Consider the following 18,675-nt stretch of genomic DNA (forward strand, 5'->3'; position numbering starts at 1 on the left):
CCGGAAATGACCACGGGCCAGGAGATGTGGCTGGACCCGGGCCCTCCGTTGCCGCGTCGCACGTGGCAGCGCAAGACCCGGGTGCCGGTCATCGTGGGTACGACGATCGCGATGGTGCTCTTCGCCGCCCTCGCGATCGGCGCCTTGCTGCTGGGTGTGCTGCGCACCCCGACGCTGACCGCGAAGGGTGGTGTCGTCGCCGACTGTGTCACCGAGGTCGCCTCGCTGCCCGGCGGCGGACAGATCGCCCGGGGGACACCGGTCTTCATCTACGACGCCGCGGGCGGGGAGGTCTCCAAGACCTCGCTCACCGGGTTTCTCCGCAGCGACACGGGCTGCCAACTGACGTTCGAGATCGACGGGGTGGAGTACACCGACGCCGGTTACGTCGTCCGCGTCGGTGAGAGCTTCTCGCAGACCGTGTCGACCGCTGCCCTCCAGAAGGGTGCGGTCCTCCGGCCGCTCGGCTGAACACACCGGGTCTCCGTCGTTCCCCAGCGCGACATGGGCGGAGTTGTCCGGACAGGCGGTGAACCCCGGGTTAAACTTCGCCGGATCATTGTTCTGCCCGGACCCGTTGTGTCGATTTCTTTTTCGACACCCCGCAGTCAGCCGGGCCGCGATGTCGCCGGTGTTCCGGCTGCGACATCCGAGGCGTAGGGAGCGTGCGTGGAGTACAGCATCGACTGGGGCAACGAGGTCTGGGCCAGCTTGAAGTGGCTGGCCATCGCATTCGGGATCGCCGCGGTCGCGATGCTCGTCATCGGCTTCCTGCTCGCCCGCTTCAGCCGATGGGGCCGACCCCTGTGGCGCGTGATCGGTGGTTTCTTCACCGAGCCCGGCACCCGGCTCAAGGCCTGGGGACTGGCCGCCCTGCTGACAGTACTCGCACTGCTCGGTGTGCGGATCACCGTGCTCTTCTCGTACTTCAGCAACGACCTGTTCACCGGTCTCCAGACCGCGGCCGAAGGACTGGCCGGCGGCCCGCAGGGGGCCGAGATGCTCCAGATGGGCAAGGACGCCTTCTGGCACTCGATGGCGGTCTTCGGCATCCTCGCCACGCTCCACGTCGTGCGCACGATGATCGAGATCTACGTCGGGGCCGCCTTCGAGATCAACCTCCGCCGCTGGATGACCGGCGGCGCGGCGGCGGACTGGATGAACGGGCGTGCCTTCTACCGCAACCGTTTCGTCGACCTCAGCTCGGGCCTCATGCGCCGAAAGTGGTTCCGCCGAACCTCGGAGCCGTCGCAGAAGCCGACCGACATCCATCCCGGCGTCGACAACCCAGACCAGCGCATCCAGGCCGACATCACGAACGTCGCCTCGGTCGGATCGTCGCTTCTCTGGGGTGGCGGTGGCTCGTCGACCAACGGCGTGCTGACCGCGGTCGCCTCGATCGTGTCCTTCTCGAAGATCCTGTGGGACCTGTCCGGGCCGGTGACGCTCCTCGGCGTCGAGATCCCGCGGATGATGATGTGGCTGGTCCTGGTCTACGTGCTCGTGACCAGCGTCGTGGCGTTCGCCATCGGCCGTCCGCTCATCCGACTCAACTTCTGGCAAGAACGTCTCACCGCGAACTTCCGCTACGCCCTCGTCCGGGTTCGCGACGGGGCCGAGAATATTGCGTTCTACCGCGGCGAACGCGTCGAGCACAACGGCCTGATGTCACGCTTCGCGGCGGTGATCAAGAACTACTGGCAGATCATCCACGTCCAGATGGCCTTCGTCGGCTGGAACTTCGGCGTCAGTCAGCTCGCGGTGGTGTTCCCGTACCTGGTCCAGATCCCACGGTTCTTCGACGGACAGATCAAACTCGGTGACATGCAGCAGACGGCGTCGGCCTTCGGCGAGATGCACGACGCGTTGTCGTTCTTCCGGACCGCGTACGACGACTTCACCGGTCTGCGGGCCTCGATCATCCGTCTCGACGGACTCGCCGATGCCGACGTCAAGTCGCGTGCCATGCCCGAGATCGCCACCGTCGATCGGGACCGGGCTGTTCGTCTCGCGGACGTCAACGTCACGACCCCGACCGGCGACGAGCTGATCCGCGCGCTCAACATCTCGCTCGACCCGGGCGACGCACTCGTCGTCAAGGGCCGGTCCGGTTCGGGTAAGACCACTCTGCTTCGCGGTCTCGCCGGCCTGTGGCCGTTCATCGACGGCGAGTTCTCCCGTCCCCCGGACGCGCACACCCTGTTCCTGTCCCAGATGCCGTACATCCCGCTCGGTGACCTCCGCACAGCCGTCGCCTACCCGGCGCTGCCCGACGACGTCGGCGACGACGCCATCAAACAGGCTCTGGAGACGGTATTCCTGCCGCATCTGGTCGACCGCCTGTACGACGAGGAGGACTGGGCCAAGGTCCTGTCACCGGGTGAGCAGCAGCGCGTGGCCTTCGCCCGCATCCTGCTGACGAAGCCGCAGGCGGTGTTCATGGACGAGGCGACCTCGGCGGTCGACGAGGGCCTCGAGTACGCGCTGTTCCAACTGGTCCGCACCGAACTCCCGGAGACGATCCTGGTGTCGGTCAGCCACCGCAGCACCACCGATCAGCACCACACCGAAGTGCTCGAACTGACGGGTGACGGGGCGTGGACGCTGTCGCCGATCAACTCGAGTCCTTCGCTTGACAAACGGTCTTGACCTGCAGGTTGTCGATCCGGGTCGCGTTTGCGTGATCTGATCCTTGCCGGGCAACTGCTCGCTAGTGTGATTTGCACCACAACCGTTGCACTGGCAAGTAGGAACCCAGATGACCGCAGCAGACCTGATCACCTTTCCCCATGAAACCGGCGTCGACGTGTCGACGCTCCCCGCCTCGTTCCAGCAGACCGTCACCGTCCGTCCGGACGCCGTGGCGATCCGTACCGTCGGTGGCATCCAGAAGATCACCTGGTCGCGGTACGCCACCCGCGTGGAGGCGATCGCCGGCGGTCTCGCCGCACTCGGCGTGGGACGCGGGGACACCGTCGGCATCATGCTCACCAACCGGCCGGAGTTCCACCTCGTCGACACCGCGGCCCTCCACCTCGGTGCGGTCCCGTTCTCGATCTACAACACCAGCGCGCCCGACCAGATCGAGTACCTGTTCGGCAATGCCGAGAACAAGATCGTGATCACCGAGCAGGTGTTCCTGCCGGTGATCACCGCCGCGAACACGGCCGTCGAACGCATCGTCGTCGTCGACGGCGTGGCCGACGGCACCATCTCGCTCGACGACGTCGAACACACGCCTCCGCCGGCAGGTTTCGACTTCGCCGCGTCGTGGCAGGCGGTGGAACCCGAGGACCTCGCGACACTGATCTATACGTCGGGCACCACCGGGCCGCCCAAGGGTGTCGAGATCACCCACCGCAACATCGTCGCGGAGATGGCGGCGCTGGCCGAGAAGCTCGAGGTCGGGTTCGACGACCGCGCCATCTCCTACCTCCCGGCCGCGCACATCGCCGACCGCGTGTCGTCGCATGCGGCGAACATGATGCGCGGCATCCAGATCACCACCGTGCCCGATCCGCGTGAGATCGCCGCAGCGCTGCCCGACGTGCACCCGACGTTCTTCTTCGGGGTCCCGCGCGTGTGGCAGAAGATCCGCGCCGGCATCGAGGCCAAACTCGCCGAGGAGTCGAGTCCGGTCAAGAAGGCCCTCGCCGGTTGGGCTTTCGGGGTCGGCGCGGCCGACGCGCAGGCTCGCATCGACGGCAAGGGGACGGGCCTCCTCGGCGGCGTCCAACACGGACTGGCCGACAAATTGGTCCTACACAAGGTGCGCGCGGCACTGGGGCTCGACGAGGTGTCGTTCGCCGGTTCCGGAGCGGCCGCCATCCCGCCGGAAGTGCTGAAGTTCTTCCTGGGCCTGGGCATTCCGGTGCTCGAGGTGTGGGGCATGTCGGAGACCACCGGTGTGTCGACGATGACCACCCCGGACAATCTGCGGGTCGGCACCGTGGGCTCCCCGGTACGTGGCATGGAGGTCAAGCTCGCCGCCGACGGGGAACTGCTCGTCCGCGGTCCGGTGGTCATGCGCGGCTATCGCAAACAGCCCGAGAAGACGGCCGAGACGATCGACGCCGAGGGCTGGCTGTCCACCGGTGACATCGCGACGATCGACGACGACGGCAACGTCACCATCGTCGACCGCAAGAAGGAACTCATCATCAGCGAGTCCGGAAAGAACATGTCGCCCACCAACATCGAGAACGCGATGAAGGCGGCGTCGTCGCTGATCAGTCAGGTCGTGGCCATCGGCGACGCGAAGCCGTATGTGTCGGCGCTGGTGGTCCTCGACCCCGAGGCGGTTGCGACGCGGGCGAAGAAGCTGGACATGCCCGGCGTTGATCTCGTCGAACTGTCGGCGCATCCCGAGATCGTCGAGGAGGTCTCCGCGGCGATCCGGACCGGCAACGGGAAGCTGTCCCGGGTCGAGCAGGTGAAACGGTTCACCATCGTCCCGGCCGCGTGGGACCCGGGCGGCGACGAGCTGACCCCGACCATGAAGCTGCGCCGCAACCCGATCGCGACCAAGTACGCAGCCGAGATCGGCGCACTGTACGAGTCCGAGCCGGGTGGGTCCGTCGTGGATCTGCGGTCATGACCGCGGATTCCGAGCCGGCGGATCGCGAACTCGGCCCGGTCGACTACGTGGTCGTCGAGTGGGCGGGAACCCGGCCCACGGGTGAGGCGTTGCCCTACCTGATGGATCTGATCGACCGTGGGATCGTGCGACTCATCGACATCGTATTCCTGTCCAAGGGGGACGACGGGACCATCGCCGAACTCGAGATCGGGGAGCTGGGCGCCGAATTCGCGATCTTCGACGGGGCGGCGACGTCGATCCTCGACGACACGGACATCGGCGAGGCCGCCGCTGCGCTGGAACCCGGCTCCAGCGCAGCGATTCTCGTGTGGGAGAACCTGTGGGCGGCACCGTTCGCCACCGCCCTGCGCAACAACGGCGGGCGAGTGGTCGCGTCGGGCCGTATCCCGGTCGACGCGCTGCTCGAGACGCTCGAGGCGATCGAGGAATGAAGGGACAGACATCATGCCAGGTTTGATCCGCGGGGTCGCCCGCACGGCCGTCATCTCCGGAACCGCCACGGCGGTGAGCAATCGGGTGTCTCGTCGCCAGGCGAGTCGCTGGGCACAGCAGGGGACCGTCACGCAACAGGACCCGACTGCTCAGCGGTACCCCGACCCGCAGTACGCGCCGACGCCGTACCCGGAGTCGCCGCCTCCGCCCCAGCCTCCCCAGCCGCCGGCGCAGTCGAGCGGCATGGATACGATCACGGCTCTGAAAGAGCTCGGCGCGCTGTACCAGCAGGGCATCCTCACCGAAGCCGAGTTCGCGGCGCAGAAGGCCAAGATCCTCGGGATGTGAGAGTGTCGACCGGGCGCCCGGTCAGGACGGGTCGACGGTGAGTTCGTCTGCGTCGTCGATGTTCTCGAGGGCGGCCTGACGCGAGGTGTCCTTCAGGGCAACCCCCGAGCGGCCGAGTTTGCGGGCACCGTCGACCAGCGCTGCAGTGACCCGTGCGGCGACCTCGTAGTTCAGCCCGTCCGGCGGGTGGATGTTGGAGATGCAGTTGCGATCGGCGTCGGTGCGGCCGGGCCGGGGCAGGTGGGTCAGGTAGATGCCGAGGCTGTCGGCGACCGAGAGTCCCGGTCGCTCACCGATGATCACGATCAGGGTCGTGACGCCGAGTGCTTCGCCGATGTGGTCGCCGAGCGCCACGCGGGCCTGGGTGGCGATGACCGGCGGGGCGATGGTGTAGCGACCCTCGAAAGCGTCGAGGAGTGCGGCCACCAAGCCGTGCGCGTGATCGACGACCGCGCGCGGCGACAGTCCGTCGGCGATGACGATGCCGATCTCGGCGCCGGATTCGGTGAGGGCGGACAGATCCTCGGGCAGACGGCCGAGATCTGGCCGGCGCAGGTACTCGCCACGGTCGGACGCCCGGCTCGTGACGGCGACCGGATCCCCGACGTCGAGGTCGGCGAGTGATTCGGCGAAGGCCCTGGCGTCGAGGGGTTCGTGGACGGCATCCCGCGCTGCCGCATGAGCTGCCTGGAACTCCAGCACCCGGCGCGACGGCAGTGAGTTCCCGGCGCGTCCCAAACCGATGCGCGCCTGGGTGGTCCGCCTCATCGTGGCCCAGACGTCGTCGCCGTCGTCGGGGACCGGGGATTGCTGAGACCCGTCGGATGTGGTCATCGGCCCGCAGCCAGCGGCAGTAGCGGGGAGGAGGACGGATCGACCGGCAGAATTCGGCCGTCGGCGTCCGACATCCCGAGGCGGGCGAGCCACGCCTCGAACTCCGGTGCGGGACGCAACCCGAGCGCCTGGCGGACGTACAGCGCGTCGTGGAAGGCCAGGCTCTGATAGCCGAGCATGACGTCGTCTGCGCCGGGTACCGCGATGACGAAGGCCGCACCGGCGACGCCGAGGAGTGTGAGCAGGGTGTCCATGTCGTCCTGGTCGGCCTCGGCGTGGTTGGTGTAGCAGACGTCGACGCCCATCGGGAGGCCGAGGAGTTTGCCGCAGAAGTGGTCCTCGAGTCCGGCACGGATGATCTGTTTGCCGTCGTAGAGGTATTCGGGGCCGATGAACCCGACGACGGTGTTGATCAGCAACGGATCCAGGGCGCGGGCCACCGCGTACGCCCTCGTCTCGAGGGTCTGCTGGTCGACGGGTTTGCCGCCGGTGCCGAGGTGGGCGCCCGCCGACAACGCGGATCCCTGCCCGGTCTCCAGATACATGACGTTGTCGCCGACCGTGCCGCGCCGCAGGGACCGGCCGGCCTCGTTGGCCTCCTGCAGGATCGAGAGATTGACGCCGAATCCCGTGTTGGCTCCTTCGGTTCCGGCGATGGACTGGAACACGAGGTCCACCGGGACGTCCTGACCGATCAGGTCGACGGTGGTGGTGACGTGGGAGAGGACGCAGGACTGCATCGGGATCTCGAACCGCTGACGGATCTCGTCGAGCATGTGCAGTAGGTCGGCAGTCGCCTGCGGTGAGTCCGACGCCGGGTTGATCCCGATCACCGCGTCGCCACAACCCATCAGCAGGCCGTCGAGCGTGGCCGCGGCGATTCCGCGCGGATCGTCGGTCGGGTGGTTGGGCTGCAGGCGGGTGGCGATCCGGCCGGGTAGTCCGATCGTGGTGCGGAAGGCCGAGGTCACCCGGATGGCCGAGGCAACCAGGATCAGATCCTGGTTGCGCATGATCTTCGATGTGGCGGCCGCCATCTCGGGAGTGACGGCAGGGGAGACGCGGGCGATGCGTTCGGCGGCGTCGGAGCGAGTGGAGATCTCGAGCAGCCAGTCGCGGAACCCGCCGACGGTCAGGTGCGAGATCTCGCCGAAGGCCGCGCGATCGTGGGTGTCGACGATGAGGCGGGTCACCTCGTCCGACTCGTAGGGGACCAGGAGATCCTCGAGAAACCCCGACAGTGGGACGTCGGCCAATTGCCATGCCGCAGCAGCACGTTCGGCATCCGACGTGGCGGCACAGCCGGCGAGCTCGTCACCCGAGCGGCGGGGTGTGGCCTTCGCCATGAGTTCGAGGAGGCCGTCGAACTCGTAGGTCGTGCCGGAGATGGTCTGGGTGAATCTCATGGTCCCCGAAGTCTAGGTTCGCCCGGCCCCCTGCGCATGGCGAACGAACCGCTCGGATCGGCATCGCCCAAGCAGTGACCCTTGACACACACAAGTGAATGAATGTACGTTCACTCATACCAATACAGAGGTTCATCAACGGGCTTCCTGGGGCGCCCACGGCGCCGCTGACCACTGCAGACGCACCGCATTGACATGCCCCGGGCGATTCCCCACACAAGGAGTGAGCAGGATGGATTACGAAGACATCGACTACACGGTCGAGGGTCCCACTGCGATCATCACCATGAATCGACCGCACCGGTACAACGCCTTCCGGGCCAAGACGGTCGAGGAGATGATCAACGCCTTCCGACGTGCCTGGGCCGACAACGGCGTGCAGGCGGTCATCCTCACCGGAGCCGGCGAGAAGGCGTTCTGCACCGGCGGAGACGTGAAACAGCGTGCCGAGACCGGCGACTACGGACCGAGCGAGAGTGGCATGTTCGAGATCGGGAACCTGCACAAGACGATTCGCGACATCCCGAAACCGGTCATCGCCGCGGTCAACGGACTCGCCATCGGCGGTGGTCACGTGCTGCACGTCCTGTGCGACCTCACCATCGCCGCCGACACCGCGCGCTTCGGTCAGTCCGGGCCCAAGGTCGGCTCCTTCGACGCCGGGTTCGGCTCGGCCTTCCTCGCCCGTGTCGTGGGGGAGAAGCGGGCCCGTGAGATCTGGTACCTCTGCCGGCAGTACGACGCCGAGACCGCCGAACGGTGGGGTCTGGTCAACTGGGTCGTCCCGGCCGCGGACCTGCTCGACGAGGCGAAGAAGATCGCCGCCGAGATCGCCGAGAAGTCGCCCACCACGCTGCGTTTCCTCAAGCAGAGCTTCAACGCCGACACCGATCATCAGGCCGGGCTGTCGAATCTCGCGATGAGCGCGCTCGACCTCTTCACGCACTCCCCCGAAGGACTCGAGGGGGCCAACGCCTTCGCGGAGAAGCGCACACCGCAGTTCAACCAGTACGTCGGTGCCTGATCACCGTCCAGCGACAGCACAGAGGAAATCTCATGAGTGACAAGCACATCGCCGTCGTGACCGGAGCCGGGTCCGGCATCGGCAAGGCCATCGCGCTCGGCTTCGCGGCAGAGGGCACCACGGTGGTCGCGGCCGACCTCGACCTCGATGCCGCCAAGCGCACCGCGGAGGAGGCCGGTTCCATCATCCCGATGGCCGTCGACGTCGCCGACCGGGCGAAGGTCGACGAACTGCGGGACGCCGTGAACGCGGAGGTCGGTGTCCCCGACATTCTCGTCAACGCGGCCGGCTGGGACCGCACGGACCAGTTCCTCAACGCCACCGCCGAATTCGCCGAGAAGGTGGTGGCCATCAACTACCTCGGCCCCGTGCACATGGCCAGCGCGTTCCTGCCCGGCATGGTGGAGGCGTCGAAGGCCGACGGCTGGCAGGGCGGCCGCGTCGTCAACCTCGCCTCCGACGCCGGTCGCGTCGGATCGGCGGGCGAGACCATCTACGCCGGCGCGAAGGGCGGCGTCATCGCACTTTCGAAGTCGCTCGCGCGGGAGATGGCGCGATATCAGATCACCGTCAATGCGGTCTGCCCCGGACCGACCGACACCCCGCTGTTCCAGGCGCAGCCTGAAAAGCTGAAAGAGGCTCTGGTGAAGGCGATCCCGTTCCGAAGGCTCGCCCGCCCCGACGAGGTCGCCGCGCCCGTCCTGTTCTTCGCCTCGCCCGCGGCGTCGTTCATCACCGGCCAGGTGATCAGCGTCAGCGGCGGTCTCACCATGGCCGGCTGACCGGCCACCACCCACCCCGGACCGAGATGAGAACCGAGGGAATCGACATGACCCCCGAGACGAGTTACGTCTACGACGCACACGCGTACCGCAGCTTCTTCGAGCACGAGTTCACCTATCTGAACGGATTCCGGCGCAACGTCGGCCGCTATGCCGGCGAGGTCGCGATGATCGATCCCCTGACCGACCGCCAGTGGACCTACGCCGAACTCGGTTCGGCGGTCGACGAACTCGCGGCCGGTCTCGCCGACCGCGGGGTGACCGACGGCGACGTGGTGGGCTATCAGCTGCTGAACGGCCCGGAGTTCGCCCAGCTCTACCTGGCGACGCAGGCGGCCGGAGCGGTCGGGTCGCCGGTGAACTTCCGGCTCGCGGCGGGCGAGACGGCCGTCATCCTCGACATCAGCCGACCGAAGGTCTACGTCTACGACGCCTCCATCGGTGCGATGGTCGGCGAGGCCATCGCACTCGCCGACCACACGCCGGAACTGCTCGTCGGAGTCGGCGACGGGGATCTCGTCCCCGGCTCCATCCGCTTCGACGACCTACCCGTCACCGGCGGTGCGGCGCCGACGGTCGCGCGTGGCGTCTTCGACGAGACCACCCGGCTGTACACGTCAGGGACCACCGGGATGCCCAAGGCGGTGCCGATGAACTCGGCCATCGAGATCTTTTCGGCGCACGACGTGATCATGCACTTCCCGCTGTCCCCGGACGACCGGACGCTGAACATGACGCCGTGGTTCCACCGGGGCGGACTCTACTGCGCCGGGCCCAATCCGTCGTTCTACCTGGGTTCCTCGGTCGTCCCGATGCGCACTTTCGATCCGGAGCTGACGCTCGACTGGGTGGAGAAGTACCGGCTGACGTTCCTGATCGGTGCGCCGACCAACCTGGCGATGCTCGCCGGCGCACAGTCGGCGAACCCGCGCGATCTCTCCAGTCTGCGCGGCATCGTCACGATGGGCGCACCGCTCGAACGTGAGGCCGCGCTGCGCTACCAGCAGGTCCTCACCCCGCGGATCTTCAACGGCTACGGCAGCACCGAGGGCTTCTGGAACACCTTCCTGCGTCCCGGCGACCTGCCCGATCACGCCGGCACCGCCGGTCGCGCCTGCATCGACGACGACGTCCGCGTGGTCCGCGTCCATGACGACGGCCATCTGGCGAGCCCGGATGAGGTCGTCGCCCGCGACGGTGAAGAAGTCGGCGAGGTCATCATTCGGTCGCCCAAATGCGCGGCCGCCTACTACGACTCCCCACAGCAGGAGAGGGCGAAGTACAACGGGAGCTGGCTGCACATCGGCGACCTGGCCACCTGGGATTCGGGCGAGTTCGTCACCATCGTCGGACGCAAGGACGACATGCTCCTGTCCGGCGGCGAGAACGTCCACCCGGTACAGGTCGAGGAGGCGCTGAACGGCCATCCAAGCGTGTCGGATTCGCTCGTGGTGGGTGTCCCCGACGAGCAGTGGGGAAGTCTCGTCGTCGCCTACATCGTGCCCGCCGAGGGGGAGGCGCCGACGCCAGAGGATCTCGACGCGTACTGCCGCACACATCCGATGTTGTCCAGCTTCAAACGGCCACGCGCATACCGCATCGTCGAGTCCCTACCCGTGTCGGCGACCGGGAAGAAGCTGCACTACAAGGCCGCCGAATCCGCTGCACGGGAGATGACCGACGGCGCATTCGTCGCGCCGGCCACCGACCGCGTCCACGGCTGACACACCCGAACGGGAGAATCATGTCCTCACTCAACCACGAGCTCGAACACAAGCACTTCCGCGAGACGGTCAGACGCTTTGTGGCCGAACAGATCACGCCTGCCCACGCCGCCTGGGAGAACGCCGGACAGTGGGACCGCGGCCTCTTCGTCGAGGCGGGCAAGAACGGACTCCTCGGGTTTCCCGTACCCGAACAGTTCGGTGGCCCTGGTGTCGACGACTTCCGCTACAACGCGATCCTGATCGACGAGGTGGCGCGGACCGGAGCCGCCGCCGAGGCCATCGCCTTCTCCCTGCAGAACGACGTCGTACTGCCGTATCTCACCGAACTGACCACCGACGAGCAGAAGGCGCGCTGGCTGCCCGGAGTGGTCGGCGGCGACACGGTGCTGGGGATCGCGATGACCGAACCCGGGGCGGGCAGCGACCTCACCGGTATCCGCACGTCCGCGGTCCGCGACGGCGAACACTACGTCGTCAACGGTGCGAAGACCTTCATCTCCAACGGCCGCAACGGCGACCTCTTCGTCGTCGCCACCCGGACGAGTTCCGAGAAGCACAAGGGGCTCACGCTTTTCGTCGTCGAGGCGGACACTCCCGGATTCGTGCGGGGTCGCAAACTCGACAAGATCGGCCTGCACGCGCAAGACACCAGCGAACTCTCCTTCGAGGACATGCGCGTCCCCGCGGCCAACCGGCTGGGCGAGGAGGGTGAGGGCTTCTACCAGCTCGTCCGCAACCTTCCGCAGGAACGGCTGTCGCTGGCCGTCGGTGCCGTCGCGGCCGCCGAGGGCACCTTCGCGCGCACCCTGGAGTACGTGCGGGAGCGCACCGCCTTCGGATCGCCGGTCTCGTCGTTCCAGAACACCCAGTTCGTCGCCGCCGAGCTCGCGACCGAACTCGACATCGCCCGCACGTTCCTCGACGACTGCGTCGCCGAACACGTGGCCGGAGAGCTGACGCCGGCGCGGGCCGCGAAACTCAAATGGTGGGCCACCGAGCTGCAGGTGCGCACCGCCGACCGCTGCCTGCAACTGCACGGCGGCTACGGCTACATGCGTGAATACCCGGTGTCGCGGGCATTCGTCGACGCCCGCATCCAGACCATCTACGGCGGCACCACCGAGATCATGAAGACGATCGTCGCCAAGGACCTCGGTCTGTAGGACTTGTACAGTGAGTGAACCCTGATTCATCGTGCCGGGTCCACAGTCCGGTGGCCCGGATCGATGCCCATGAGCGGACCAGAAGGAAGTACTGCGATGGCGAAACCCGCCACGGCGAGATCGTCGGCCGACCTGGCCGTCGAGGAGGCGGTGCGCGCGGTGCGCGTCACCACGCGCCGCCGTCAGCTGCTCGACGCCGCGGTGAAGGTCATGGAGCGCACCGGCTTCCACCAGATGTCGATGCAGGCGCTCGCCGAGGAGGCGCAGGTCAGCGTCGGCCTGTTCTACAAGTACTTCGGCGGCAAGGAAGAGATCCTGCTCGCTGCCATCGTCGACATCCTCGAGGCCTTCCGCGATCAGCTCCAGCCCGCCATGGACCGAGCCGGTGACGACCCCGTCGAACAGTTGATCGCGGGATTCCGCCAGTACGCGACCATCGTCGACGAGAACCGTGACGCCGTCGTGCTGACCTACCGGGAGAGCCGTACGCTCGACGCCGCAGGACGCGAGCGGATCAAGGAGCTCGAGGTGGAGACTTCGGCACCGATGCGGGCCGCGGTCACCGCCGGTATCGAGGCCGGGCTCATCCTCGACGTCGACGCCGACCTCGTGGTCTTCGACCTGATGATGCTGGCGCACGGATGGGCGCTCAAGCACTGGCATTTCGCGCCCGGATACGACCTCGAGCGGTACGTCTCGGCCCAGCTCCGCTTCGCCTTGCAGTCCCTTGTTGTCGAGGACGCCCTACCGACGTACCTCGCCCGACTCTGAGATCGCTTCCACCCGAGCCTGTGTGGCGAGAGCACGCGCGTAACAGCCCATCGCTCGACCCGCGGCGAGGATCGCGTCGGTGGAGCGCTGGGTGCGGGCGACGATGAACGCTCCTTCGAGCGCCGAGACCACCGCGGACATCAGTGAGCGGGCGTCTGCCTCGGGGAGTCCGCGCGCCGTGAACAGTGCCGTGCCGGTGTCGATCCACGACGACATGACCTCGGCGGCGATCTCCCGGAGGCCCGGTTCGGCGTCGGCGATCTCGCCGGCGACGGTCCCGACCGGACACATGTTCAGCCACCCACCCTGCTCGATGGTCTCCGCTGCGGCGCCGAATGCCGCCTCGATCCCGTCGGCGGGGTCGTCGTAGGGGGTCAGGAGCATGCCGACCAACTCGCCGTAGGCCGCGCCGGACTGCCGGAGTGCGGCGGCCGCGATGCCGCGCTTGCCGCCTTTGAAGTGGTGATAGATCGATCCGATGGGGGCCTCGGACGTCTCGACGACCTGTTTGATCCCGGTCGCGGCATATCCCTGCCGGCGCAGGAGCTCGGTCATCGCCACCACGATGCGTTCATCGGTCTTCACCCTGGCAATTCTAGAACAATAATTCTAGAATGATCATTCTAGAGGCCGGATCGGTCTCGTCCGTCCGAGGTGAGGAGCGAGTGCCATGTCCGAGCTCAACCACAAGACGAGCGCCGCGTCGGGTGTTCTCAAGCGCGTCGAGACGCCGGCCGGCACCGTCGAGTATGCAGAGGACGGTGCGGGGCCGCCCGTGGTGTTCCTGCACGGCCTGCTCATGGACCACACGGTGTGGGATGAGGTGACCCCGTTGCTGCCGAGCGGGTTTCGCTACATCCGGCCGATCCTCCCCCTCGGGTCGCACCGGGTTCCGCTCAATGAGGACGCGGACCTGTCGATGGACGGGATGGTCGGACTGGTTGCGGACATTCTCGACGCCCTCGACCTGCGCGACGTGACCCTCATCCATTCCGACTGGGGCGGTGCACTCTTCCTGACGGCCCTGGGGCGTGACGAGCGTGTCGCCCGGATGGTGGTCCTGCCGTGTGAGGCCTTCGAGAACTTCCCGCCGGGTTTGCCCGGCAAGATGGCGACGCTGGCCGTTCGCATGCCCGGTGGCATCACCCTCGCGGCACGCCAACTGCGCATCGGGTGGCTTCGGCGATTGCCGATGCTGTGGGGATGGATGGTCGACAAGCCCGTCGACGACGAACGAGTGCGCCGATGGACGGACCCGGTCCTGCGTGACCCACGCATCCGGCGCGACGTCACCAAGTACGCGTCGACATCGTTCGATTCCGCCGAACTGGTTCGGAAAACGGAGGCGCTGCGGGGGTTCGACGGCGAGGTGCTCGTGCTGTGGTCGCCCGACAACCGGGTGATGCCCTCGGCGCACGGCCCTCGCCTCGCCGAACTCGCGCCGCGGGGCCGCTATGCCGAGATCCCCGGCGCAGCGGTGCTGAGCATGCTCGACCAACCGCAGGCCGTCGCGTGCGAGATCGGCGCGTTCCTCACCGCCGCTGCCGGTGACTAGTACGTCTCGGCCCCGGGGTCAGGCGCCGTCGATCTTGAAGCCCACCTTCAAGGTGACCTGGAAGTGCGCGATCTGACCGTCCTCGATGTGACCGCGGGTCTCGGTCACCTCGAACCAGTCGAGGTGGTTGACCGTCTGCGACGCACGGGCGATGGCGTTCCGTATCGCGTCGTCGGTGCCGGTCGCGGCCGAACCGACCACTTCGATGACCCGATAGACGTTGTCGGACAAGGATTCTCCCTCCGTTGGCGCCGGCCCTCTCGCCTCATGGGCAATCGGACCGCCTCTTGGGGTGATCTCGTTTCTGTCTACCCCTAAGATGCGGGGAGTGAACACCGAATCGGCAAACCGTGATCCCGACGCGCGTTGCCCGTGTCTGTCCGGCTTTCCCTTCGGCGAGTGCTGCGGACCGGTCCTCGCCGGTGAGCGCGCCGCGCCGACCGCCGAGGCGCTGATGCGCTCGCGCTTCACCGCTTTCGCCCTCGGTGATCGCAACCATCTGTTGGCCAGCTGGCATCCCGACACCCGCCCGGAGGACCTCGAACTCGACGACGCGATGCGCTGGTACCGCCTGGACGTCGAGTCGACAGCCGGCGGATCGCCGTTCGACACCGACGGAGAGGTCACCTTCACCGCGTACTACAAGTCCGACTCCGAACGAGGGTCACTCCACGAACGCAGCCGGTTCACCCGGTACGACGGGCGGTGGGTCTACCTCGACGGGGTGTTCGACTGAATCAGCTGTCCGCGTAGTCCCAGAACTGGAGCCAGGTGACGTTGGCGAAGATCGCCAGGCACACGACGTAGATCAGCAGAATCGCCACCGCCCCGACCAGATTGCTGCGCCAACCGTTGCCGTCCACCGGATCCAACCAGCGGCGGAACGGTTTGGCTGCCCACGGCATGAACCACCACTGCATCAACCCGACGCTCACGACCTGACTGAGCCACAATGCGAGCCACGGCTGCGCCCCGGCCTCGTCGAGGACCGGTCCGAGGAAACGGGACAGGAACATCACCGTCGGGTACAGAACAAGCAGCACCATCATCGCCGACTTCCAGTTCGGCGTCTGCCGGACGCGGCCGCGGTCGGTGCGCACCGTGGTGCCGAACGCGGTGGTGGCCGACATCGTCTCGAAGTCGTGGGTGAGACTCGACCGCAATGTGTCGAGCGCTTCGTCGCGTTCCCGGGAGGACACCCAGGCCGACAGTTGCCGGTCGGTGCGGAAGCGCAGCACCGACAGCGCAGACTCCGCGGCGTCGTCGATGAACAGTGCGGTTCCCTCGTATCCGCTGAACTCCGATGCGGCGCTGGTCAGTTCGCGCTGGGCGTCGAGGAACTCGGCGGACTTCTCCGGGAGGATCTCGTGACGGAAGGCGCCGACGCCGGGCGGCGGAGCCTCGCCGTCGACGAGTTCGAGCGTAGGCGCCGACGGCAACCAGCCCAGATCGCCTCCGCGGCGCAGGATCTGCGCCCGCCGGGTGCTGTCGATCCAGCGGTCGCTGGCCTCGGAGTCGACGAAGGTCGCCGCCACGGCCGGTTCGAAATGCCCGTCGGCCACCGTCGAGATGTCGGTTCCGAGGCACCCCTCGGTGTCGGCCGCCGACTCGGCGAGTGATGCCGCCCAATCGGTGAATTCCGGCTGCGAGGCGGGATGGAAGACCGACAGGGTGATGACCATTGCACTGGCTACAGGACCACTTGTCGGCCCTGGACGTAGACCTCGGCGATTGAGGAGTCGCGGATTCCCATGAGCAACCCGAAGAGAGTCTGGTCCCGCGCGAGTACGGGGTCGTCGGAGCGAACGGCGTTGTCCAGTCTGGCTTTCAGGCCGTCGTCCGGTTCGACGACGAGGAAGTCCGCTTCCTTGCCCTCATCGAAGTTCCCGAAGCGGTTCTCCATGTCGAGCGCGCGGGCACCACCGAGGGTTCCGATGAACAGCATTTCCGCCGGGTGCATCGACACTCCGGCCTCGCCGGGTTCGGTGATGTGCTGTTTGAAGGCGTCACCGAGAACACGTGGGATCAACCACTCGTCACCACCGCCGAAATCGGTTCCCGCGGAGATGTTGACCCCGGATGCGACCGTGCGCTTCCACGGCATCGTGCCGGACCCGAGGAACAGCTGCGACACCGGACAGTGGGAGATCGAGGTCCCGGTCTCGGCCATGCGCACCAGTTCGGAATCCTGGCAGTGGACGCTGTGCGCGAGAATGGTGCGCGGACCGAGGAGGCTCTTTCCGCCGATCCGCGACCCGGGGAGGAACTTGCCGTCGTAGGTGTCGAGGTACGAGTCGACCTGATAGACGTCCTTGGTGGTGTCGATCTCTCCGGTACCGGGCCGATTGTTCTCGTTGAGGTGGGTGTGCACGTAGACGCCTCGGTCGCGGTACTCGTCGTAGAGCTCGCCGAGGTTCCGCAGGGTTTCGGTCGTCACCGACAACGAGAACCTCGGCACTATCGCGACGTGCAGGAGCGCCGTGTGGTGGTCCCCGGTGTCGACGGCGTGCCACTTCTCGATCTCGTCCCTGGTCAGGCGGATCGCGTCGGCCTCCGACGTGAGCAGTGGCTTTGCGGTGTCGCCCCCGACGGTCTGGATTCCGCGCCCGGAGACGAGGCGCAGCCCCGCCTTGCGGGTCTCTTCGAACAGCGCGTCCTGCCCGTGGGGAAATGCCGACCCGAACGCCATCATCGCGGTCGTGCCGGCCGCGACCCGTCTCTTGGTGAACTCGACTGCCGCGGCCCGCGCGAACTCGGGATCGGCGAACTTCGATTCCGACGGGAAGATGCAGAGGTTCAGCCACTCCAGAAGCTGCCCGCCACCGTAGGAGTCACCCGCATAGGTCTGCGGGAAGTGGATGTGCGTGTCGACGAATCCGGGGATCAGATAGCCGCCGGGGTGATCATGGTGCTGAGCGGGCACGAACTCCGCTGGTAGGCCGGACCTCTCACCGCAGTACTTGATCCTGCCGTCGGCCCCGACCGCCAGCGCACCGTCGGGGATCTCCACAAGAGCATCGGACGCTTCGGTGATCAACGGGCTGCCGGCCAGATGGAAGATGTGACCGTGGTGAACATGATCGGTCATCTACCGGCTCCTCCGCCCGCGAGCGGACATCACGTAATCGGACATCACCGAGCAAGAATCGCACGCCCGAGATGCTGACGCAGGTCGATGCGACGGTGACGCGGTGGGCGGCGTCATCGCTACAGGCTCGCTGTCAGTATGAACTCGCCGATCCGAGCGGTAGGGGTGAGAGCGCGAACCGCTACCGATTCGTGTCCCTCGGGCCCCTCGGATGTGCTGTGAACGGCGCGAAAGTCGTTCGGGAGGCTCATCGTTCAGGTGGCGGCGTGGCGGACGAGCCAGTCGACAAGCGTATTGGTCTCCCGCCAGTCCTGGCGGACGCGGTCGACGAGTGCCGAGGTGTGGATGACGTCGTCGAAGCCGTAGTCGCGGCCGGCGAAGAGCGACTTGTGGCGCAGCAGTTCGATGCGCGGGTGATCGACGTCGTAACCGCGGGGCGCGGTCTTCAGGCGGTCACCGCCGATCTCCCAGCCGGCCTTGAGGAGTTTGCGGACGATGCGCTCGAGCTCGGGACCGTGCCGGTCGTGGTCGATGGCCTTCCGCAGTTCGGCGAGGCGTGCCGGTCCCGCCTCGTAGAAACCCGCGCCGACCCGGACTCCGGGTGCGCCGATCTGAATGTAGTACCCGGTGGCCGGTGCCACCGCGACGAATGCGCCCTGGTGCGTCTTGTACGGCGACTTGTCCTTGGAGAAGCGCACATCTCGGTACGGGCGGAAGAGCTTGGCAGTACCGAACTCGTCGGCGAGTTCTTCGGCAAGCGCCGTCATCGGTTCCGCGACTGCGGTTCGGTAGATCTCTTTGTGCTGTTCCCAGAAGAACTTCGAGTTGTCTATCTCGAGATCGTCGTAGAAGTCGAGAGCGGCTTCCGGGAATCCGTCGAAGCTCATGTCATTCCTGTCGTCGCTGTGCCGAACCCGTTCCGGTGGCGGTGGGGCCGTTTGTCGA

Annotated in this window: 19 protein-coding genes; 12 read left to right on the forward strand and 7 right to left on the reverse strand. The window is 66.9% G+C overall.

The window, feature by feature from the left end:
• Positions 1-6: 6 nt before the first annotated feature.
• The 5 genes from RVF83_RS15420 (at position 7) to RVF83_RS15440 (ending at position 5,380) form a co-directional block, all read left to right on the forward strand.
• Positions 7-471 (forward strand): hypothetical protein, encoded by a 465-nt coding sequence (locus RVF83_RS15420; RefSeq protein ID WP_005196162.1) that lies wholly within the window; start codon positions 7-9, stop codon positions 469-471.
• A 198-nt stretch (positions 472-669) separates the two neighbouring features.
• The gene (locus RVF83_RS15425) at positions 670-2,649 is read left to right on the forward strand and encodes an ABC transporter ATP-binding protein/permease (protein WP_005196161.1); all 1,980 of its coding nucleotides are present in this window, start codon (positions 670-672) and stop codon (positions 2,647-2,649) included.
• Between the two features lie 109 nt (positions 2,650-2,758).
• Positions 2,759-4,597 (forward strand): AMP-dependent synthetase/ligase, encoded by a 1,839-nt coding sequence (locus RVF83_RS15430; RefSeq protein ID WP_005196159.1) that lies wholly within the window; start codon positions 2,759-2,761, stop codon positions 4,595-4,597.
• Positions 4,594-5,031 (forward strand): DUF6325 family protein, encoded by a 438-nt coding sequence (locus RVF83_RS15435; RefSeq protein ID WP_005196157.1) that lies wholly within the window; start codon positions 4,594-4,596, stop codon positions 5,029-5,031. The genes RVF83_RS15430 and RVF83_RS15435 overlap by 4 nt, the downstream gene beginning before the upstream one ends.
• Positions 5,032-5,044: 13 nt before the next feature.
• Positions 5,045-5,380, forward strand: coding sequence for an SHOCT domain-containing protein (locus tag RVF83_RS15440; protein WP_005196155.1), 336 nt, complete (start codon positions 5,045-5,047; stop codon positions 5,378-5,380).
• Positions 5,381-5,401: 21 nt separating this feature from the next.
• Here the strand turns inward: RVF83_RS15440 and eutC are convergent, their stop codons facing one another.
• Both eutC and RVF83_RS15450 read right to left on the reverse strand, forming a co-directional pair.
• Entirely contained in the window at positions 5,402-6,214 is an 813-nt protein-coding gene (gene eutC / locus RVF83_RS15445) for an ethanolamine ammonia-lyase subunit EutC (protein ID WP_005196154.1), read from the reverse strand.
• A complete protein-coding gene (locus RVF83_RS15450) occupies positions 6,211-7,620 on the reverse strand; it encodes an ethanolamine ammonia-lyase subunit EutB (protein WP_005196148.1) in 1,410 nt (469 codons plus the stop codon). The genes eutC and RVF83_RS15450 overlap by 4 nt, the downstream gene beginning before the upstream one ends.
• A 232-nt stretch (positions 7,621-7,852) precedes the next feature.
• On the opposite strand from RVF83_RS15450, the gene RVF83_RS15455 reads away from it, so the two are divergent.
• From RVF83_RS15455 to RVF83_RS15475, 5 genes are all read left to right on the forward strand, one after another.
• Positions 7,853-8,644: an enoyl-CoA hydratase-related protein gene (locus RVF83_RS15455; protein WP_005196147.1), complete on the forward strand. Its 792-nt coding sequence runs from the start codon at positions 7,853-7,855 to the stop codon at positions 8,642-8,644.
• 32 nt (positions 8,645-8,676) lie between these two features.
• Entirely contained in the window at positions 8,677-9,426 is a 750-nt protein-coding gene (locus RVF83_RS15460; protein ID WP_005196146.1) for an SDR family NAD(P)-dependent oxidoreductase, read from the forward strand.
• A 47-nt stretch (positions 9,427-9,473) separates the two neighbouring features.
• Positions 9,474-11,150, forward strand: coding sequence for a class I adenylate-forming enzyme family protein (locus RVF83_RS15465; RefSeq protein ID WP_039880127.1), 1,677 nt, complete (start codon positions 9,474-9,476; stop codon positions 11,148-11,150).
• Between the two features lie 20 nt (positions 11,151-11,170).
• On the forward strand, positions 11,171-12,316 hold the full coding sequence (locus RVF83_RS15470; RefSeq protein ID WP_005196144.1) for an acyl-CoA dehydrogenase family protein: 1,146 nt from the start codon (positions 11,171-11,173) through the stop codon (positions 12,314-12,316).
• A 96-nt stretch (positions 12,317-12,412) separates the two neighbouring features.
• A complete protein-coding gene (locus tag RVF83_RS15475; RefSeq protein WP_005196143.1) occupies positions 12,413-13,087 on the forward strand; it encodes a TetR/AcrR family transcriptional regulator in 675 nt (224 codons plus the stop codon).
• Here RVF83_RS15475 and RVF83_RS15480 read toward each other — a convergent pair.
• Positions 13,061-13,672, reverse strand: coding sequence for a TetR/AcrR family transcriptional regulator (locus tag RVF83_RS15480; RefSeq protein WP_005196142.1), 612 nt, complete (start codon positions 13,670-13,672; stop codon positions 13,061-13,063). The genes RVF83_RS15475 and RVF83_RS15480 overlap by 27 nt on opposite strands.
• Before the next feature lie 85 nt (positions 13,673-13,757).
• On the opposite strand from RVF83_RS15480, the gene RVF83_RS15485 reads away from it, so the two are divergent.
• A complete protein-coding gene (locus RVF83_RS15485; RefSeq protein WP_005196139.1) occupies positions 13,758-14,642 on the forward strand; it encodes an alpha/beta fold hydrolase in 885 nt (294 codons plus the stop codon).
• Between the two features lie 18 nt (positions 14,643-14,660).
• Here the strand turns inward: RVF83_RS15485 and RVF83_RS15490 are convergent, their stop codons facing one another.
• Complete coding sequence (locus tag RVF83_RS15490) at positions 14,661-14,873, reverse strand: dodecin (RefSeq protein WP_005196137.1); 213 nt, start codon at positions 14,871-14,873, stop codon at positions 14,661-14,663.
• Positions 14,874-14,961: 88 nt separating this feature from the next.
• Here RVF83_RS15490 and RVF83_RS15495 point away from each other — a divergent pair, with 88 nt between their 5' ends.
• Entirely contained in the window at positions 14,962-15,378 is a 417-nt protein-coding gene (locus RVF83_RS15495; protein ID WP_051989260.1) for a YchJ family protein, read from the forward strand.
• A 1-nt stretch (position 15,379) separates the two neighbouring features.
• On the opposite strand, the gene RVF83_RS15500 is transcribed toward RVF83_RS15495, so the two are convergent.
• From RVF83_RS15500 to RVF83_RS15510, 3 genes are all read right to left on the reverse strand, one after another.
• A complete protein-coding gene (locus RVF83_RS15500; protein WP_005196133.1) occupies positions 15,380-16,324 on the reverse strand; it encodes a hypothetical protein in 945 nt (314 codons plus the stop codon).
• An 8-nt stretch (positions 16,325-16,332) separates the two neighbouring features.
• Positions 16,333-17,730 carry an amidohydrolase family protein gene (locus tag RVF83_RS15505; protein ID WP_005196132.1) on the reverse strand — a complete coding sequence of 466 codons (1,398 nt, stop codon included), beginning with the start codon at positions 17,728-17,730 and terminating at the stop codon, positions 16,333-16,335.
• A 254-nt stretch (positions 17,731-17,984) separates the two neighbouring features.
• Positions 17,985-18,617 carry a DUF2461 domain-containing protein gene (locus tag RVF83_RS15510; protein WP_005196123.1) on the reverse strand — a complete coding sequence of 211 codons (633 nt, stop codon included), beginning with the start codon at positions 18,615-18,617 and terminating at the stop codon, positions 17,985-17,987.
• Positions 18,618-18,675: the final 58 nt, after the last annotated feature.

This window comes from Gordonia rubripertincta (assembly GCF_038024875.1).
Lineage (GTDB): Bacteria > Actinomycetota > Actinomycetes > Mycobacteriales > Mycobacteriaceae > Gordonia > Gordonia rubripertincta.

Excerpts from the sequence above, each read along its gene's own strand:
- RVF83_RS15420 (WP_005196162.1), top strand. The coding sequence starts at position 7 with ATGACCACGGGCCAGGAGATGTGGCTGGACCCGGGCCCTCCGTTGCCG.
- RVF83_RS15475 (WP_005196143.1), top strand. The coding sequence starts at position 12,413 with ATGGCGAAACCCGCCACGGCGAGATCGTCGGCCGACCTGGCCGTCGAG.
- RVF83_RS15440 (WP_005196155.1), top strand. The coding sequence starts at position 5,045 with ATGCCAGGTTTGATCCGCGGGGTCGCCCGCACGGCCGTCATCTCCGGA.
- RVF83_RS15500 (WP_005196133.1), bottom strand. The coding sequence starts at position 16,324 with ATGGTCATCACCCTGTCGGTCTTCCATCCCGCCTCGCAGCCGGAATTC.
- RVF83_RS15495 (WP_051989260.1), top strand. The coding sequence starts at position 14,962 with ATGCGGGGAGTGAACACCGAATCGGCAAACCGTGATCCCGACGCGCGT.
- RVF83_RS15485 (WP_005196139.1), top strand. The coding sequence starts at position 13,758 with ATGTCCGAGCTCAACCACAAGACGAGCGCCGCGTCGGGTGTTCTCAAG.
- eutC (WP_005196154.1), bottom strand. The coding sequence starts at position 6,214 with ATGACCACATCCGACGGGTCTCAGCAATCCCCGGTCCCCGACGACGGC.
- RVF83_RS15450 (WP_005196148.1), bottom strand. The coding sequence starts at position 7,620 with ATGAGATTCACCCAGACCATCTCCGGCACGACCTACGAGTTCGACGGC.
- RVF83_RS15510 (WP_005196123.1), bottom strand. The coding sequence starts at position 18,617 with ATGAGCTTCGACGGATTCCCGGAAGCCGCTCTCGACTTCTACGACGAT.
- RVF83_RS15455 (WP_005196147.1), top strand. The coding sequence starts at position 7,853 with ATGGATTACGAAGACATCGACTACACGGTCGAGGGTCCCACTGCGATC.
- RVF83_RS15505 (WP_005196132.1), bottom strand. The coding sequence starts at position 17,730 with ATGACCGATCATGTTCACCACGGTCACATCTTCCATCTGGCCGGCAGC.
- RVF83_RS15430 (WP_005196159.1), top strand. The coding sequence starts at position 2,759 with ATGACCGCAGCAGACCTGATCACCTTTCCCCATGAAACCGGCGTCGAC.
- RVF83_RS15435 (WP_005196157.1), top strand. The coding sequence starts at position 4,594 with ATGACCGCGGATTCCGAGCCGGCGGATCGCGAACTCGGCCCGGTCGAC.
- RVF83_RS15470 (WP_005196144.1), top strand. The coding sequence starts at position 11,171 with ATGTCCTCACTCAACCACGAGCTCGAACACAAGCACTTCCGCGAGACG.
- RVF83_RS15460 (WP_005196146.1), top strand. The coding sequence starts at position 8,677 with ATGAGTGACAAGCACATCGCCGTCGTGACCGGAGCCGGGTCCGGCATC.
- RVF83_RS15465 (WP_039880127.1), top strand. The coding sequence starts at position 9,474 with ATGACCCCCGAGACGAGTTACGTCTACGACGCACACGCGTACCGCAGC.